The sequence below is a fragment of the Pseudomonas sp. SLBN-26 genome (assembly GCF_006715895.1).
Taxonomy (GTDB): domain Bacteria; phylum Pseudomonadota; class Gammaproteobacteria; order Pseudomonadales; family Pseudomonadaceae; genus Metapseudomonas; species Metapseudomonas otitidis.
The window spans coordinates 2,703,682-2,718,786 of record NZ_VFOB01000001.1 but is presented as its reverse complement, the minus strand read 5'-3'; the positions used below and the strand labels follow the sequence as shown (position 1 = coordinate 2,718,786).

Annotated in this window: 15 protein-coding genes; 5 read left to right on the top strand and 10 right to left on the bottom strand. The window is 68.8% G+C overall.

Features of this window, described 5'->3' with window-relative positions; translation table 11 throughout:
- Positions 1 to 336, bottom strand: coding sequence for a DUF2025 family protein (locus tag FBY21_RS12430; protein WP_044413557.1), 336 nt, complete (start codon positions 334 to 336; stop codon positions 1 to 3).
- A 140-nt stretch (positions 337 to 476) separates the two neighbouring features.
- Entirely contained in the window at positions 477 to 1,019 is a 543-nt protein-coding gene (locus FBY21_RS12425) for a hypothetical protein (protein WP_044413559.1), read from the bottom strand.
- Between the two features lie 229 nt (positions 1,020 to 1,248).
- On the opposite strand from FBY21_RS12425, the gene FBY21_RS12420 reads away from it, so the two are divergent.
- The 3 genes from FBY21_RS12420 to FBY21_RS12410 all read left to right on the top strand — a co-directional run bounded on the left by FBY21_RS12420 (position 1,249) and on the right by FBY21_RS12410 (position 4,530).
- Positions 1,249 to 2,049: a PP2C family protein-serine/threonine phosphatase gene (locus FBY21_RS12420; RefSeq protein ID WP_142011345.1), complete on the top strand. Its 801-nt coding sequence runs from the start codon at positions 1,249 to 1,251 to the stop codon at positions 2,047 to 2,049.
- A gap of 17 nt (positions 2,050 to 2,066) precedes the next feature.
- The gene (locus FBY21_RS12415) at positions 2,067 to 3,608 is read left to right on the top strand and encodes a serine/threonine-protein kinase (RefSeq protein WP_142011343.1); all 1,542 of its coding nucleotides are present in this window, start codon (positions 2,067 to 2,069) and stop codon (positions 3,606 to 3,608) included.
- A 61-nt stretch (positions 3,609 to 3,669) separates the two neighbouring features.
- Positions 3,670 to 4,530, top strand: a complete 861-nt coding sequence (locus FBY21_RS12410; protein WP_142011340.1) for an FHA domain-containing protein — start codon at positions 3,670 to 3,672, stop codon at positions 4,528 to 4,530.
- A gap of 33 nt (positions 4,531 to 4,563) precedes the next feature.
- Here FBY21_RS12410 and FBY21_RS12405 read toward each other — a convergent pair whose 3' ends face one another.
- The 3 genes from FBY21_RS12405 to FBY21_RS12395 all read right to left on the bottom strand — a co-directional run bounded on the left by FBY21_RS12405 (position 4,564) and on the right by FBY21_RS12395 (position 7,360).
- Positions 4,564 to 4,992 (bottom strand): DUF4019 domain-containing protein, encoded by a 429-nt coding sequence (locus FBY21_RS12405; RefSeq protein WP_160158599.1) that lies wholly within the window; start codon positions 4,990 to 4,992, stop codon positions 4,564 to 4,566.
- A 55-nt stretch (positions 4,993 to 5,047) separates the two neighbouring features.
- Positions 5,048 to 5,446, bottom strand: a complete 399-nt coding sequence (locus FBY21_RS12400; RefSeq protein ID WP_044407370.1) for a hypothetical protein — start codon at positions 5,444 to 5,446, stop codon at positions 5,048 to 5,050.
- A gap of 648 nt (positions 5,447 to 6,094) precedes the next feature.
- Positions 6,095 to 7,360, bottom strand: a complete 1,266-nt coding sequence (locus tag FBY21_RS12395) for an OprD family porin (RefSeq protein ID WP_107331410.1) — start codon at positions 7,358 to 7,360, stop codon at positions 6,095 to 6,097.
- 333 nt (positions 7,361 to 7,693) lie between these two features.
- Between FBY21_RS12395 and FBY21_RS12390 the strand changes: the two genes are divergently transcribed.
- The gene (locus tag FBY21_RS12390) at positions 7,694 to 9,067 is read left to right on the top strand and encodes a CSLREA domain-containing protein (protein WP_142011335.1); all 1,374 of its coding nucleotides are present in this window, start codon (positions 7,694 to 7,696) and stop codon (positions 9,065 to 9,067) included.
- Between the two features lie 425 nt (positions 9,068 to 9,492).
- Here the strand turns inward: FBY21_RS12390 and FBY21_RS12385 are convergent, their stop codons facing one another.
- The 4 genes from FBY21_RS12385 to FBY21_RS12370 form a co-directional block, all read right to left on the bottom strand.
- A complete protein-coding gene (locus FBY21_RS12385; protein WP_142011333.1) occupies positions 9,493 to 9,834 on the bottom strand; it encodes an FKBP-type peptidyl-prolyl cis-trans isomerase in 342 nt (113 codons plus the stop codon).
- 88 nt (positions 9,835 to 9,922) lie between these two features.
- Complete coding sequence (locus FBY21_RS12380; RefSeq protein ID WP_107331412.1) at positions 9,923 to 11,773, bottom strand: ABCB family ABC transporter ATP-binding protein/permease; 1,851 nt, start codon at positions 11,771 to 11,773, stop codon at positions 9,923 to 9,925.
- A gap of 103 nt (positions 11,774 to 11,876) precedes the next feature.
- On the bottom strand, positions 11,877 to 13,004 hold the full coding sequence (locus tag FBY21_RS12375) for a PilT/PilU family type 4a pilus ATPase (protein WP_142011330.1): 1,128 nt from the start codon (positions 13,002 to 13,004) through the stop codon (positions 11,877 to 11,879).
- Between the two features lie 140 nt (positions 13,005 to 13,144).
- The gene (locus FBY21_RS12370; RefSeq protein ID WP_044407352.1) at positions 13,145 to 13,426 is read right to left on the bottom strand and encodes a peptidylprolyl isomerase; all 282 of its coding nucleotides are present in this window, start codon (positions 13,424 to 13,426) and stop codon (positions 13,145 to 13,147) included.
- A gap of 125 nt (positions 13,427 to 13,551) precedes the next feature.
- On the opposite strand from FBY21_RS12370, the gene FBY21_RS12365 reads away from it, so the two are divergent.
- Entirely contained in the window at positions 13,552 to 14,151 is a 600-nt protein-coding gene (locus FBY21_RS12365) for a DUF4157 domain-containing protein (RefSeq protein ID WP_142011328.1), read from the top strand.
- On the opposite strand, the gene FBY21_RS12360 is transcribed toward FBY21_RS12365, so the two are convergent.
- Entirely contained in the window at positions 14,152 to 15,072 is a 921-nt protein-coding gene (locus tag FBY21_RS12360) for an ABC transporter six-transmembrane domain-containing protein (protein WP_142011325.1), read from the bottom strand. It abuts the gene before it with no gap.
- Positions 15,073 to 15,105: the final 33 nt, after the last annotated feature.

Genomic DNA, 15,105 nt, shown 5'->3' with positions numbered 1-15,105 from the left:
TCAGGCCTCCAGGCAGCCCCGCAGGCGGCGCTCGGCGGTGATCTCGGGCAGGTCGCGGCGGCGCATGTACACCCGCAGCGGCTCGCTGATGTTCAGGCGCTCGTCGATGTTCTGGTCCAGCAGCAACTGGATCAGCTCGCGCTTGAGGGTCATGGTGTGGTCGGTGTGGGGCTGCCAGACGAATTCGCTGGCCGGCATGATGCTGTCGTTGTCCACGTCCATGCCGAAGGAGTCCTCGCTGAAGCGCACGATGTGGTGCCCGGTCTTCAGGTTGAAGCCGACGAAGCCCTGCAGCTGGTCGGCGGCGGCGCAGATGCCGCTGGAAGTGATGCTCATGGGTAAACCTCGCTGGAAGGTCCGCAGGACCGGATCGGGTCTACACGCGCAGGCGAAGGGCGCCGGTCTGGCGCCGGGCTCCGGGGGCGGATTGTGCCGCAGGCGTCGGCGAGGTGGGGCTGGGCGTATTGCCGCAGGCGTCAGCGCCCGCTGACCCGCGCCCCGGCCGGGTTGGAGCGGTCCACCAGGGTGTTGACCACCGCCAGGGCCTTCTCGAAGGAGGGGTAGCCGCTCTTGGCCACGTCCAGATCGGCATAGCGCGCCCGGTACAGTTCCGCGCGCAACGGGTCGGCCTCGGTGGCCAGGAAGGGTTCGGACCAGATCTTGTAGAGCAGGGCGATGGCGTGGGGGTGCTTGCGCGCCGCTGCCTTCTCCAGCAGATCGAGCACCTCCTCCAGCTGCGGGCCCTCGTTGATCAGCAGCACCGCCTGGTAGAAGGGTACCTCGCCGCGCGTATCCCCCGGCTCCGCCCGCTTGAGCAGCGCGCCGGCCAGCTCGTAGTTCTCCGGGTCACCCGCCGCGATCAGCAGCTTGGCCTGCAGCATGTCGTTCTGGTAGAGCAGCTTCTCGTCGCGGCAGGTCTCGCCGGAAAGCGGCTCGTCGCAGGACTGGCCGGCGCAGCCGGCCAGCAGCAGGGGCAGGCCGAGCAACAGGGTGCGGAAGCTGAAGCGGGTCACGGGCATGGGGCGTCCTCGGGTCCGGGTGCCAGGGTTGAGCGTTCGACTGCACGTGGCGGGGCCGGTTCGGCCCGTGCCGGCCCCGAAGCGCAAGCATAGACGCCCGGGTTGCGCACCACGCGTGCGACAAAGCCTCGACTGTTTAACACTTGTGGGGCACGGAACGCGACAGCCAGCGTGGCTGCCGCCATCATTCAGGGTCGACCCGACCCACCCGAGACCCCCGCCGCCGCCCATGCCCAGCACGCCCGCCCCCTCCGCTCCCGCCTACGCCGCCCTGTCCGTGGCCGGCCGCGTGCGTGAACACAACGAAGACGCCCTGCTGTGCAGCAGCACCCTGGGGCTCTGGGCCGTGGCCGATGGCATGGGCGGGCACCAGTGCGGCGAAGTGGCCAGCGCCACCGCCCTGGCCGCGCTGGAGCAGCACATCGAGGCCGGCGCCGACCTGCCCACGGCCGTACACGGCGCCAATGAAGCCGTGCTCGCGGTGGCAGCCGAAGGGGGCGAGGAGCGCCGCGGCATGGGCACCACCCTGGTCGCCCTGCACCTTCAGGGCGATGCCTACCAGCTGGCCTGGGCCGGTGACAGCCGCTGCTACCTCATCGACGCCAGCGGCATCCGCCAGATCAGCCACGACCACAGCTGGGTGCAGATGCTGGTGGACCTCGGCCAGCTCACCCCCGAGCAGGCCCGCCAGGACCCGCGTCGCAACGTCGTCACCCAGTGCCTCGGCCGGGACGACCAGGCCCTGGAAGTCGGCAGCCTGGTCGGTCGCCTCGCCCCGGGCGAGCTGCTGCTGCTGTGCAGCGACGGCCTCAGCAACGAACTGGACGACGCCACCCTGCACCAGGTCTGCAGCCGCTCGAGCACCCTCGAAGCGATGGTTGGCACGCTGGTCGAGCTAGCCAATTGCCATGGCGGCAGGGACAATATCTCCTGCATCGTGTTGGGCCTGTCGGCGCCGGAGCCTGTTCCACCGGAGGCCCCGCCACGCAGCTTCCTCAGCCGATGGTTCGGCTCCCGAAAACAGCGATAAGCGCACCTTCCTTCCCTATGAACGACAGCTTGTTGGAGATACCCGGCTACAGCGTGCAAGGCCGGCTGGGCCGTGGCGGCATGGCCGAGGTCTACCTCGCCACCCAGGAATCCCTGCACCGCCAAGTGGCGATCAAGGTCCTGCAACGCCTGGATGATGAGGCCTTCGCCAAGCGCTTCATCAAGGAAGCGCACCTGGTGGCCTCGCTGCACCACCCCGCGATCATCACCATCCACGACATCGGCCGGCTCGCCGATGGCCGCCCCTACATCGCCATGGAGTTCGTCGCCGGTGGCGACCTGGCGCAGCACCGGGGCGAGCGCTTCGAGCCCCAGCGGGCGCTGACCCTCATCCGGCAGATCGCCAGCGCCCTGGTGGTGGTGCACGACAAGGGCATGATCCACCGCGACATCAAGCCGGCCAACATCCTCTTCCGAGAGGACGGCACCGCCGTGCTCAGCGACTTCGGCATCGCCAAGGAACTGGCCCTGGACAGCGACCTCACCCAGCATGACGTCGCCGTCGGCAGCCCCGCCTACAGCAGCCCGGAGCAGGCCCAGTGCCTGCCCCTGGACCCGCGCAGCGACATCTACAGCCTGGGCGTGATCTTCCTCGAGCTGCTCATCGGTACCAACCCGTTCCGCGGCACCAGCTACACCCAGACCGTGCTCAACCACGTGCAGATGGAGCCGCCGCGCCTGGCCGGCGCCCTGGAGCCCTACCAGTTCCTGGTGGACCGCATGCTCGCCAAGGACCCGGAAGAGCGCTTCGCCGACTGCCGCGTGTTGCTGGCCAGCCTCGCCGAGCTGAACGAGAACGAGCAGGACCACACCCGCGTCACCCGAACCCCCGACCTCACCAAGGGAGCCGGCCCTGCGCGCACGTCCCCGCGTCAGCCCGTGCCGGCCGCTGCCCCGGCCCGTCGCCTGCCCGTATGGGGCTGGGCGCTGCTTGGCGTACTGCTGCTGGGGATCGGCTCCGCCGTCGGCCTGCACCTGGTCAAGCAGAAGGAAATCCGCGACCTCCTGGCCCAGGGCGAACAGCGCCTGGCCGCCGGCCAACTGGCCAGCCCGGCCGGTGACAGCGCCGAAGACTTCTTCAACCGCGTGCTCGCCCGAGAACCCGACAACGCCCAGGCCCGCGATGGCCTCGCCCGCGTCCTCCAGGCCCGCATCGAGGCCGCCCTGGCCCAAGGAGATGCGCGCCTGGCCGAGGACCGCCTGGTGCAACCCGAGGATGACAGCGCGGTCTACCACTACCGCCAGGCCCTGGCCCTGAAGCCGGACGAGGCCCGCGCCGAGCAGGGGCTCGACCGCGTCGCCGCGCGCTTCGCCCAGCTCGCCGACGAGGCCTACGGTCACCGCGAGTTCGCCCTGGCCCAGCAGTTCATCGAGGCCGGGCTCAAGGTCCGCCCGCTGGACGAACCCCTGCTGGCCCTGCAGGCCGGCCATGCCCAGCGCGTGCGCCGGGCACAGGCCCGTGCCTCCGGCAGCCAGGCGGCCCGGCAGCAGCAGAGCAGCAACCCGGTCAAGCGTTTGTGGAATCGCATCTTCGATTGATGCGCGGTAACAGGTCAGCTGGGCAATCGGCTTGGCGCAACGGAAATCAAGGACTTCGGACATGCTCAGGATTCACTTCGCGGACAACCGCCAGGAACCCATCTGGCTGGCGGACGAGCGCTTCACCATCGGCCAGGACGAACGCAACCACCTGGTACTGAACGAAGCGGACGTCAGCCCCTTCCACGCCGAGATCCGCCAGGACCACGGCCACTACTACCTCTCCGACTGCGGCACCCGCAACGGCACCCTGGTCAACGGCGAGCGCATCGGCGCCCGCTACCAGCTGCGTTCCGAGGACCGTGTGAAGGTCGGCTCCGTGGAACTGGTGCTGGTCGATCCGGCCAAGGTCAAACCCAAGGCCGCACCCACCGCGCGCTGGTTCCTGCAGGTGATCAAGGGCGAGAACGAAGGGCGCAAGTACCACGTCACCGGCTCCATGACCTTCGGCCGGTCGGTGAAGTGCGAACTGTGCTTCAGCGACCTGGAACTGTCCCGCCGGCACGCCGAATTCTTCCTCAAGGACGACGTGCTGGAGATCAAGGACCTGGCCTCCGCCAATGGCGTCTACGTCAACCAGCAGAAGGTCGGCACCGCCGTGCTCGCCCCGGGCGACCAGGTGCGCATGGCCTCGGTGACGCTGCTGGTGATCGGGCCCAAGGTTGAAGTGCGTCAGGCGGCCGACGAGGACGCCACCCAGTTCGTGCGCGTGGTCGACCTGCCCAAACCGGCCCCGGCGGCCGCTCGTGAGGCGAGCCAGCCGGCAGCGGCCAACCCGCTGCGCGCCGTGGCACCGGCCCCCGCTGAAGCGGCAGCCTCGGTGGCGGCCAATGAAGACGCCAAGGGGCGTCTGGTGCTGATCGGCGGCATCGTCATCGCCGTGCTGGGCATCGGCGCCGCCGTCGCCACGTTCGTGCTCTGACCCGCCAGGACCTCGCGCCCGTGGGGCGCGGGGTCAATCCACGAAGTAGCTCACCACCCGCCACCGGCCGTCGCTGTCGCGCATCGGCGTCACCGTCTCGGTCGCACCGTCCCGGTGCTCGAAGTCGCTGTGGTACTGCAGGATCACGTATTCCCCATCCGGCAGCCCCGGCAACTGCGTGGCGTAGCTGGCGCCCTGCAGTTCACGTTGCTTGAGCGCCCCCAGGGGCGAACGCAGGTCCACCGCCAGGGTCACCCAGTCGTACTGGCTGGTACTGCGGCGCAGCACACTGGCCGCCTGCTGCCAGGTGCGGATGTAGTCTTCACGGTCGGCCACCGCCAGCCAGGCGCGGGCGGCGGCCTTGGCCTGCTCGATGGCCTGGGCCTCCCCAGCGGCCTGGGCCGGGGTCAGGACGCAGAACAGCAGGCCCACCAGCAGCGGCAGGATGCCGCGTCGGTTCATCACGAAATCCTCCTTGAGACACCCGCCGCACAGGCGACGGGTGTGGGTTTCTACCTTAGTCCTTCAGGCGCTCGTCACGTTTCAGCTGGACCATGTCGCCCCGCGTGCACTGCTGCGGCTCGGTGGAGGTCAGGTCATAGCAGCGCTGGCCGAAGCCCATGGGCCAGTAGATGATCGCGAACGGCGGCCAGAAGATCGACGCCACCCGGAAGCGCGCCCGCAGCTTGCCCTGCTGCACCGGCGCCCCGTCGATACGGGTGAGCTTGTAGGGGATGCCACCGCTGGCGCTCCAGAAGAACGGCCGGGTGGTGACCATGCCTTGTGGGTACTGCTCGGCGCGTTCGTAGACGGAAACCCGGGTGTTCTCCGGGAGCTTGAAATAGGTGCGGGTGGAGCAACCCCCCGCCACCAGGGCCACCGCCAGAAGGGCGGCCGTGCGCGTGTACTTCTTCACTTCCAATCCTTTTCGGTACGACTGTCCAGGGCGGTATCGCCGCCGGGTGCGCATGGTGCCCGGATCGGCTTGATGGCGCCAGGCCATTAGTCAGCGGATGGGCAGCGCCGGGTGTTTATGTGAACCGTTCGACGGTGTACTTGCCGTGCTCGAAAAGTTGAGGCCTTGCTGGCTTTTTGCTCAAGGGCCTTTTCGGGGGATAAATCCTTCGCTTGGTCATCCAGAGATGAAGCGCACTCGGAATGCATTGGCCGGATCGTGGGGTAAGGCGGGGACAGAGCCCCTTCAGGAGGCCAAGCGGAATCGTCGTGTAGGGGGCTGAGCGACATGGATGTCGCGAGAGCGCTGCCGGGCCAGGGATGGCCCGTCAGCGCGTGCCCCTGGAACGACGATGGAGTGAGGGGACCCGACGTAGCCGGGCGGGGACGCCAAGTTCGGATGCAGGGGCAAGTTTTTTGATTCCTTTTCACCGGGCTGGCGATCCAGCGACTGGAAAAGGGATTCGCCCGAGGGGGCGAAACAAAAAATATCCGCGAAGCTCGATTACCGGCTTGACCGCGAGCTTGCTCAGCCGCGACCTGAGCTGAGGTGGAGACAAACAAAAGCCCCGGCGCTTTCACGACGGGGCCTTTCGGAACGGGACGGGAATCAGAACACCCGGATCGGGTACTCCACGAACACCCGCACCTCGTTGCCATCGTCCACATAGCTGTTGACGTTGTTGGACGCCCGCAGCATCGAACCGCGCAGCTTCAGCTTGAGGTCCTTGGCCGGGCCTTCCTGCACCAGGTACTGCAGCTGGTTGAAGATCTCGCGCTCCTGGCCACGGCCGGCCTGGCCGGCGTCGATGTTGTCGCCGCGCACGTAGGCCACGCGGTAGCTCAGGCCGGGGATGCCGTACTCGGCGAAGTCCAGGCCGTAGGCCACCTGCCAGGAGTTCTCGTCCTTGCCGTTGAAGTCCGACCAGTAGGAGTTGGCCAGCCAGATGGTGGTGCCGCCGTCGCCGATGTAGTCGGCACTCTGGTAGCCGCCGTAGAGGTAGCCGATGTCACCGCTGCTGCGCTGGTGGGCGAGGGTGAAGGAGTGCGCGCCCATGGCGTAGGTGGCCGCCAGGCTCCAGATGCGGTTGGTGCGGTTGTCGTCCTTGGCGAAGTCCTTGTCCAGGCGGGTGCGGTAACCGTTGAAGTCCAGGGTCAGGGAGCGGTCCTTGGCGATCGGGTAGACGTAGTTCAGGTTCACGTACTGCTTCTTCAGCACGTCTTCCACGTCGGAGCCGTACAGCGAGGCGCTGAACTGGTCGTTGAAGCGGTAGCTGCCGCCCAGCACGTCGATGCGCTTGAGACCGCCGCTGTCACGGCCTTCGGCGCTCTTGCGGGCCTCGGCGGTGAAGTGGCCGGCGTTCAGCTCCAGGCCCTCGATCTCCTTGGAGGTGATCAGGGTGCCGGTGTAGCTCTCCGGCAGCAGGCGCGAATCGTCGTAGCTCAGCACCGGCAGGGCGGGCATCTGGTCGCCGAACTTCACCACGGTGTTGGAGAAGCGCGCCTTGACCGCCGCACCGCCACGGGCGATGTCGTCCTGGGCGTGGCCGCTGTCGCCGGGCTTGAAGAAGTCGATGCCGGCCGCGCCGACACGGCCCTTGCCGCCGTCCAGGCGCAGGCCGTAGAGGCCGAAGGCGTCGACGCCCACGCCCACGGTGCCCTGGGTGAAGCCGGAGGTGAAGGTGCCGATGACGCCCTGGCCCCACTCCATCTTGTCCTTGTTGTGGTGCTTGTAGTCGCGGTTCATGTACGCGTTGCGCAGCAGCACGTCGAGGTGGCTGTCTTCCACGAAGCCCTTGGCGGTGGACTGGTCGTCGGCCAGGGCCGAGGTGGAGGCGGCGATGCAGAGGGCGATCAGGCTGAGCGTGTTCTTCATGTTCGGTGCGGCTCGGTTTTTCGAAAGGCGGCGATTCTGACCAAGTCGTCCAAGGGGTTCAACCCGCCTAAGGTCGCGTTTTGCCCCTGGCAGCGTGGGCGACTGCCCGTGCTGCCTGCCGGAGCCGACCGCTCTGCGACGGGGTGTCCAGGCTGCGGATGACCTTCCGTCCGGTTCGTTGAACCCTAGACGCGCTCTGCCGGTCGATCACCCTGCCGCATTCGGGCGGCACGTGCGGAGGCCCGGTCGTATCCGCACCCATTGGAACCGGCAGGGCCTGGACGCTCACCTCGAACGGCGGCCGCGCCCTGTCCACGACACTCAGGACGGGTCATGCACATGCCACGTATCCCCTCTCGCCTCGGCGCCCCTTGCGCCGCACTGTCCCTCGCCTTCCTCGGCCTGCCGGCCGGCGCTGCCGACTTCATCGTCAACCAGACCGACGACCGCTACGACGGGGTCTGCGATGCCCACTGCTCCCTGCGCGATGCGGTCTCCGCCGCCAATGCGCTGCCGGGGCCGGACCGCATCATCCTCCAGGCCGAAACCTACCGCCTCAGCCTGCCCGCCGGGCGCGACGAGGAGGGCGATGTGCTGGACGAGGACGACAACCTCAATGGCGACCTCGACATCCGCGATTCCCTCACCATCGTCGGCCAGGGCCCCAGCCGCACCATCATCAGCGGCAGCCCCGAGGCCAACGACCGGCTGATCGAAGTGTTCGCCGGGGCCCGCGTGGTGCTGGAGCGCCTGCGCCTCACCGGTGGACACAGCTCCACCTACGGCGGCGCCCTGGAGAACCACGGCGAGGTGGTGCTGCGCCAGGTGGAAGTGAGCGGCAACCGCTCCACGGCGGCCTTCCAGCCCGGCAATGGCGGCGGCGTGGCCAACCACGGGCGGCTGGAGGTGCACCGCTCGCTGTTCGCCAACAACTGGGCGGGGGCCGGCGAAGGGCACTACGGCCTCGGCGGCGGCCTGTACAACGACGGCGACCTGTTGCTGCGCGACAGCACCCTGCTCGGCAACCGCGCCAGCGACGACGATGACGCCGGCTTCGGCGGCGGGCTCTACAACAAGGGGCGCGCCGACGTGGCGCGCACCACCTTCACCGGCAACGAAGCCAGCTTCGGCTCGGCCATCGGCAACGACGGCGTGCTGACCCTGGCCAATGCCACCCTCAGCGGCAACCGCCAGCCCTACTACGGCCAGGCGACCTTCAACAACGGCCAGTACCAGGTGGGCGGCACGCCACCCGAAGCGCTGCTGGTGAACGTGACCATCGCCAACAACAGCGGTGGCTACGGGCTGATCAACCTCGGCAAGGTGACCCTGCGCAACAGCATCATCGCCGGCAACCTCGACGAGGACCTGGCGACCCCGATGAACTGCGACAACCGTGGCGCCCAGGCGCAGTACAAGGCCATCGGCCTGCTGCTCGGCACTGGTCCGGGCAACTGCACGGGCGAGCTCTACGTCGAGCAAGCCGATGTGATGACCAAGGTCCTCTACCCGCTGGCGGACAACAACGGCCGCACCCAGACCCACGCCCTGCGCCCGCGCAGCCCGGCGGTGGACGCCGGCATCGGCACCTGCACCGCCCGTGACCAGCGCGGTTCCAAGCGCCCGCGTGATGGGGATGGTGATGGCGTGGCGCGCTGTGACCTGGGGGCGTATGAGCGGCCGAAGCCGTGGGTGGCGAAGCCCTGAGCGGGTGTAGAGAAAGGGTGCCGGGGCCTGCGAGGGGCCCGGTGCTTTTGGGGTGAGGAGGCAGCTGCTAGAGGACGAAGTTGATTACCGAGTTCCGCGGATGTCTTCTGTTTCGCCTTGCCGGGCGAGCCCCTTTTGGCAGTCGTCGGGGTGCCGAACCACCCAAAAGGGGCCAAAAGGGCTCGCCCCACCATCCGGGTCCCGCTTCGCGGGACTTCCCTCGCTCCGTCGTTGCTCCGGGGGGCAGCGCGATGGGCCATCCATGGCCTGACGCGCTTCTCGCGGCATCCATGCCGCTCGTCCCCCTGCGCAACGACTGCGCTCGGCCTCCTGAAGGGGCAGCTTCCCTGCCTCACCTTTTCAGCCAGACGGTGGGGTCAGCGTGCGCTTCATACAGGTCGTTGCAAAGGGCAAAGGCTCCCGGTTCAGTCGTCCCGGGTCAGCACTTCCAGCAGTTCGATCTCGAACACGAGGTTGGAGCCGGGGGTGATGTGGGCGCCGACCTGGCGGTCGCCGTAGGCCAGGTGGGCGGGGACGTGGAGCTTGCGCTTGCCGCCGACCTTCATGCCCATCAGGCCCTGGTCCCAGCCCTTGATCATGCGGCCGGTGCCGATCACGCACTGGAAGGGGCGGCCCTTCTGGTAGGAGGAGTCGAACAGGGTGCCGTCCTCCAGCCAGCCGTTGTACTGGGTGGTGATCAGCGCGCCCTTGACCACGGCCTTGCCGTCGCCTTCGAGCAGGTCTTCGATCTTCAGTTCATCGCTCATGGGAGTCGCTCCGGTGGGGAAGGCGCGCGTTTTCGCAGGAAGCGCGGCGCTTGGCAAGGGGCCGCTCGCGGGGCGACCGGCCCTCGGCTCAGGCTTCGGCGGGCTCGTCCGGCTCCTGCTGCTGCAGGGTCCACATCTGCGCGTAGGTGCCTCCGGCCTCCAGCAGTTCGCGGTGGGTGCCCTTTTCGATCACCCGGCCGGCGTCGAGCACCAGGATCTGGTCGGCGTCCATCACCGTCGACAGGCGGTGGGCGATGACCAGGGTGGTGCGGCCTTCCTGGATGCGGTCGAGGGCGGTCTGGATGGCCTTCTCGGACTTGGAGTCCAGCGCCGAGGTGGCCTCGTCGAAGATCAGGATCGCCGGGTTCTTCAGCAAGGCCCGGGCGATGGCGACGCGCTGCTTCTCGCCGCCGGAGAGCTTCAGGCCGCGCTCGCCCACCGGGGTTTCGTAGCCGTCGGGCAGGCGCTGGATGAAGTCGTGGATGTGGGCGGCGCGGGCGGCGGCCTCCACCTCTTCGCGGGTGGCGTCGGGGCGGCCGTAGCGGATGTTGTAGTAGATGCTGTCGTTGAACAGCACCGTGTCCTGGGGAACGATGGCGATGGCCCCGCGCAGGGACGACTGGGTCAGCTCCCGCAGGTCGTGGCCGTCGATGCGGATGTGGCCGCTGTCGATGTCGTAGAAGCGGTAGAGCAGGCGGGCGAGGGTGGATTTGCCCGAGCCGGAGTGCCCCACCACCGCCACCGTGCCGCCGGGCGGGATCTCGAAGTCCACGCCGTGGAGGATCTCCCGGCGCGGGTCGTAGCCGAAGTGCACGTTCTCGAAGCGCACCCGGGGCCGGGTGGCCTGCAGCGGTACGGCGCCCTCGGCGTCGCGCACGTCCTGGCGCTCGTCCAGCAGGCCGAACAGCCGCTCCATGTTGGTCAGCGACTGCTTCACCTCGCGGTACATCATGCCGAGCAGGAACAGCGGCGCGGAGAGCTGCAGCAGGTAGGTGTTCACCAGCACCAGGTCGCCGATGGTCAGCTCGCCGGCCACCACGCCGGCGGCGGCGCGCCACATCATCGCGGTCACGCCCAGGGCGACGATGGCGGTCTGGCCCAGGTTGAGCAGCGCCAGGGACTTGGTCGCCTTGACCTTGGCGTTCTCCAGGTGGCGCAGGTTCTCGTCGTAGCGCGCCGCTTCGTGAGCTTCGTTGTTGAAGTACTTCACCGTCTCGTAGTTGAGCAGCGAGTCCACCGCACGCTCGTTGGCGCGGGTGTCCGCCTCCACCGAGGCGCGGTAGTAGGCGGTGCGCCACTCGGTCACCGCCACCGTCCACAGGCCGTAGGCCACCAGGGTGGCGAGGGTGATGAGGGCGAAGCCCCAGTCATAGGCCCAGACCAGCACGGCGGTGACCATGACGATCTCCACCAGGGTCGGGACGATGGTGTAGAGGGTCCAGTCCAGCAGGTCGGAGATGGCGCTGCCGCCGCGCTCCACGTCCCGTGCCACGCCGCCGGTGCGGCGGCCCAGGTGGAACTTGAGGCTGAGGCCGTGCAGGTGCTGGAACACCTGCAGAGTGATCTGCCGCGAGGCCCGCGCCATGACCCGGGCGAACACCACCTGGCGCAGCTCGGTGAACAGGGTCACGCCGATGCGTGCGGCACCGTAGGCCAGCAGCAGGCCGGCCGGCAGCACCACGAGGCTGGGGGCGACGTTGAGCTGGTCGACGATCTGCTTGAGCGCCATGGGCACGTAGAGGTTGACCAGCTTGGCCGCGAGGATCAGCCCCAGGGCCACGGCGATGCGCCCGGTGTAGGGGCGCAGGTAGGGGAGGAGGGTGGCGATCACCGCGGCATCGCCACGGGCGTTCGCCTGGCGCGCCACCGGGGTGGCGCCGTCATGGGGGCTGCCGGCGTCCGCCGGCGGGGTCTGGGTCTGTTCGTTCTGGGCTGCCATCGCCCACCTGCCTTGTGTCGTCGAGAAGGGGCGACCTTACTCCAGCGCTGGCGCGGGTGCGAATCGTGCCGGTCGATGGTGGTCATCGACCGCTGTTGGGCGGTCAGGCGTCGCGCAGCACCTTGCGCTCGGCGTCCTGGCCGTCGAAGCCGTGCTCCAGCTTCACCTTCAGCGCCAGGTCGGTGCGCGAGTCGGCGAAGCGCAGCGCATCGGCCAGGCTGACGCGGTTGGCCTCGACCAGGCGGAACAGGCTCTGGTCGAAGCTGCACATGCCGGCCTCCAGGGCGTTCTCGATGGCGTCCTTGAGCTCGTGCAGCTCGTCGCGCAGCACCAGGTCACGCACATGGGGCGTGCCCAGCATCAGTTCCACGGCGGCCACGCGCTTGTGGTCGATGCCCGGCACCAGGCGCTGGCCGACCATGGCCAGGAGGTTCTGCGAGAGGTCGGCGAGCACCTGCTTGCGCGCCTCGTCGGGGAAGAAGCGGGTGACGCGCTCGATGGCATGGCGGGCGCTGGTGCCGTGCAGCGTGGCCACGCACAGGTGGCCGGTCTCGGCGTAGTGCAGGGCGTGCTGCATGGTGTCGGCGTCGCGCACCTCGCCGAGCATGATCACATCCGGCGCCTCGCGCAGGACGTTGCGCAGTGCGGCGGAGAAGCTGTGGGTGTCCAGGCCCACCTCGCGCTGGTCGACGATGGAGCGACGGTGCGGGTGGAGGAACTCGATGGGGTCTTCGATACAGATGATGTGGCCGCTGCGCTGGGCGTTGCGGTGGTCGAGCATGGCCGCCAGGGTGGTGGACTTGCCGGAGCCGGCGGCGCCCACCACCAGGATCAGGCCGCGGTCCTGCAGGGCCAGCTTCTCCAGCACCGGTGGCAGGCCGAGGCTCTCCAGGCTGGGGATGCTGGTCTTGATCAGGCGCACCACCATCGAGACCTCGCCCCGCTGCAGGTACATGTTGGCGCGGAAGCGGCCGCTGCCGGGCAGGCTGACGGCCAGGTTCATCTCCCATTCGCGCTCGAACTCGGTGATCTGGGCGGGGGACATCAGCTGGTAGGCGAGCTGGCGCACTTCGCCGGGCTGCAGGGCGCGTTCACCCACGGGCCGGGCGTGGCCTTCGATCTTGATGTGGGGCGGCGAGCCGACGCTGAAGAACATGTCGGAGCCCTGGTGCTGGTGCAGCAGGTCCAGGTAGGTGAATACGCCGGGGACCGTGTCGAGGGAGTCGCTCATCCCGCCTCCTTGCTGGGTGGATCGGGCAAGCCTAGCAGCGGCGGCGCGGGGCGTGCCATCCGGCACGGCGTCGCAGGGGGAAGAGGGGGAGGGGAGAAGGGAACGTGGAAAGGCCCGGCGCTGCCGGGCCTCGGGGCGGATCAGTCCTGGCGGCTGGTGACTTCCACCAGGTGGTAGCCGAACTGGGTCTTCACCGGGCCCTGGACCACGCCGACCGGCGCGCTGAAGACCACGGTGTCGAACTCGCGGACCATCTGGCCGGGGCCGAAGGAACCGAGGTTGCCGCCGTCACGGCTGGAGGGGCAGGTGGAGTTGTCCTTGGCGACCTGGGCGAAGTCGGCACCGCCTTCGATGGCGGCTTTCAGTTCGTTGCACTTGGCTTCGCTGGAAACCAGGATGTGGCGGGCGGTTGCGCGGGGCATGGGAGGACTCCTCTGGAAAAGCGCAGAGCCTACCGCAATGCGCCGGCCAGTCAAACGCCCGTGGGGGCTGGACAACGGCGCGCGGCTGCCCAAGTATCGCCGCGCGTTTCGTTCCGGAGTCGTCCATGCGCCTTGCCCTGTCCACCCGCTGCCTCGGGTTGCTGTTGTTGTCCGCCTCGCCCGCCTTTGCCGCGTCCTGCCCGGCGGGGCAGACGCAGGTCTGCCTGGGGGGCTGCATCTGCGTGCCCGACCCGGACGGGGTGATCGGCCCGGCCCAGCAGCGGGTCGGCGAAGTGGCGGCCACCTCCCTGGAGGGCTGGATCCTGCGCTCCCGCGCCTCGGCACTGAGCCAGGGCACCGCGCCGATCCCGCCGGCGATCCGCCAGATGCTGCTGCCGTACTACCCCACCGAGGTGCTCGACAACGTGCGCTACCGGGTGGGCGATGCCGACGACATGGCCGCCGCCCGCACCATGTTGCAGAACCCCGACATCAAGGCGGTGACGCTGGTGGACGTGATCGTCTTCCGCAACGAGGCCCTGGCCCAGGACGCCGCGCTCTGGGCCCACGAGCTGTTCCACGTCCAGCAGTACCGCCAGTGGGGCAGCCTGGAATTCGCCCGGCGCTACACCCGCGATTACGACGCGGTGGAGTCGCCGGCCTACCGCCAGCAGTTCGACGTGGCCCGCGAGCTGCGGCAGCAGGCCCAGCGCCCGGCCCACTGATCAGGCCAGGGTGTCGTCCCGGCCGATGTCGACGCGCTTGCCGATGTCCCGCAGGCGGGCCAGTTGGTCCACCACCGAGGGCGCTTCGTCCAGGCTGCCGACGAAGGTCCACAGGTAGGTCATCACCGCGTAGATGTGCCCGGCCTTGACCTGCTCGGCAGAGGCCAGGCAGGTGATGGCGACCACGAACAGCAGCGCGGCCATCACCCCCAGCAGCAGGTAGGCCACCGCCTCGCGGTCGGAGAGCCGCACCCGCAGGCTCGACAGGTGCCGGTAGTGGCGCAGCAGGCTGCCCCGGCCGACCCGACCCACCAACGCCACCTCCTGCTCCAGGCGGTCGTTCAGGCGCTCGTGCAGGGCCTGGTTGCGGGTGGCGAAGCGCGGCAGGCAGGCCAGGCACAGCGAGAGGGCCAGCAGGCAGGCCGCGCCCACCCAGGGCTCGATGGCCAGCAGCATCGCCGCGGCGCCGACGATGGAGACCAGGGCGGTAGCGATCACCGGGATCTGTTTCTCGAAGAAGTCGACGAACTCCCGTGCCAGCACCACCCGTGCCGCCACCTTCGAGGTGCCATGCTGCTGCCGGCGCTGGTAAAGCACCACCGGCACTGCCAGTTCGGCATAGATGCGAGTGAAGGTGCGGGTGTCCACCGCACGGCGCGCCGCGCCCACCACCCAGAAGCCCAGCACCACCAGCGCATAGAGCACCGCCAGGCGCGCCTCGCCACGCACGATGGCGTCGATGGCGAACCCGGCGAACAGCGGGTAGGCCAGCATCAGCAGGTTCTCCAGGGCGACCAGGGAGAAGGTGCCCAGCAGCTTGCCGGGGTAGGCGCAGGCGATGGCCTTGAGGGTGGTGGCGGCGGATTGCTGGCCGAGGCGGGCGCCGGTGGAGGCCAGTTGCTCGGTATCGAGGGGGTGCATCGTCGGTAGACCGTAGTGAGTGAAGAAGGGCCG

Coding starts and splice junctions, on each gene's coding strand:
- FBY21_RS12395 (WP_107331410.1), bottom strand. CDS start 7,360: ATGAAGAACACGCTCAGCCTGATCGCCCTCTGCATCGCCGCCTCCACC.
- FBY21_RS12430 (WP_044413557.1), bottom strand. CDS start 336: ATGAGCATCACTTCCAGCGGCATCTGCGCCGCCGCCGACCAGCTGCAG.
- FBY21_RS12420 (WP_142011345.1), top strand. CDS start 1,249: ATGCCCAGCACGCCCGCCCCCTCCGCTCCCGCCTACGCCGCCCTGTCC.
- FBY21_RS12365 (WP_142011328.1), top strand. CDS start 13,552: ATGCGCCTTGCCCTGTCCACCCGCTGCCTCGGGTTGCTGTTGTTGTCC.
- FBY21_RS12360 (WP_142011325.1), bottom strand. CDS start 15,072: ATGCACCCCCTCGATACCGAGCAACTGGCCTCCACCGGCGCCCGCCTC.
- FBY21_RS12370 (WP_044407352.1), bottom strand. CDS start 13,426: ATGCCCCGCGCAACCGCCCGCCACATCCTGGTTTCCAGCGAAGCCAAG.
- FBY21_RS12390 (WP_142011335.1), top strand. CDS start 7,694: ATGCACATGCCACGTATCCCCTCTCGCCTCGGCGCCCCTTGCGCCGCA.
- FBY21_RS12425 (WP_044413559.1), bottom strand. CDS start 1,019: ATGCCCGTGACCCGCTTCAGCTTCCGCACCCTGTTGCTCGGCCTGCCC.
- FBY21_RS12415 (WP_142011343.1), top strand. CDS start 2,067: ATGAACGACAGCTTGTTGGAGATACCCGGCTACAGCGTGCAAGGCCGG.
- FBY21_RS12385 (WP_142011333.1), bottom strand. CDS start 9,834: ATGAGCGATGAACTGAAGATCGAAGACCTGCTCGAAGGCGACGGCAAG.
- FBY21_RS12380 (WP_107331412.1), bottom strand. CDS start 11,773: ATGGCAGCCCAGAACGAACAGACCCAGACCCCGCCGGCGGACGCCGGC.
- FBY21_RS12410 (WP_142011340.1), top strand. CDS start 3,670: ATGCTCAGGATTCACTTCGCGGACAACCGCCAGGAACCCATCTGGCTG.
- FBY21_RS12405 (WP_160158599.1), bottom strand. CDS start 4,992: ATGAACCGACGCGGCATCCTGCCGCTGCTGGTGGGCCTGCTGTTCTGC.
- FBY21_RS12375 (WP_142011330.1), bottom strand. CDS start 13,004: ATGAGCGACTCCCTCGACACGGTCCCCGGCGTATTCACCTACCTGGAC.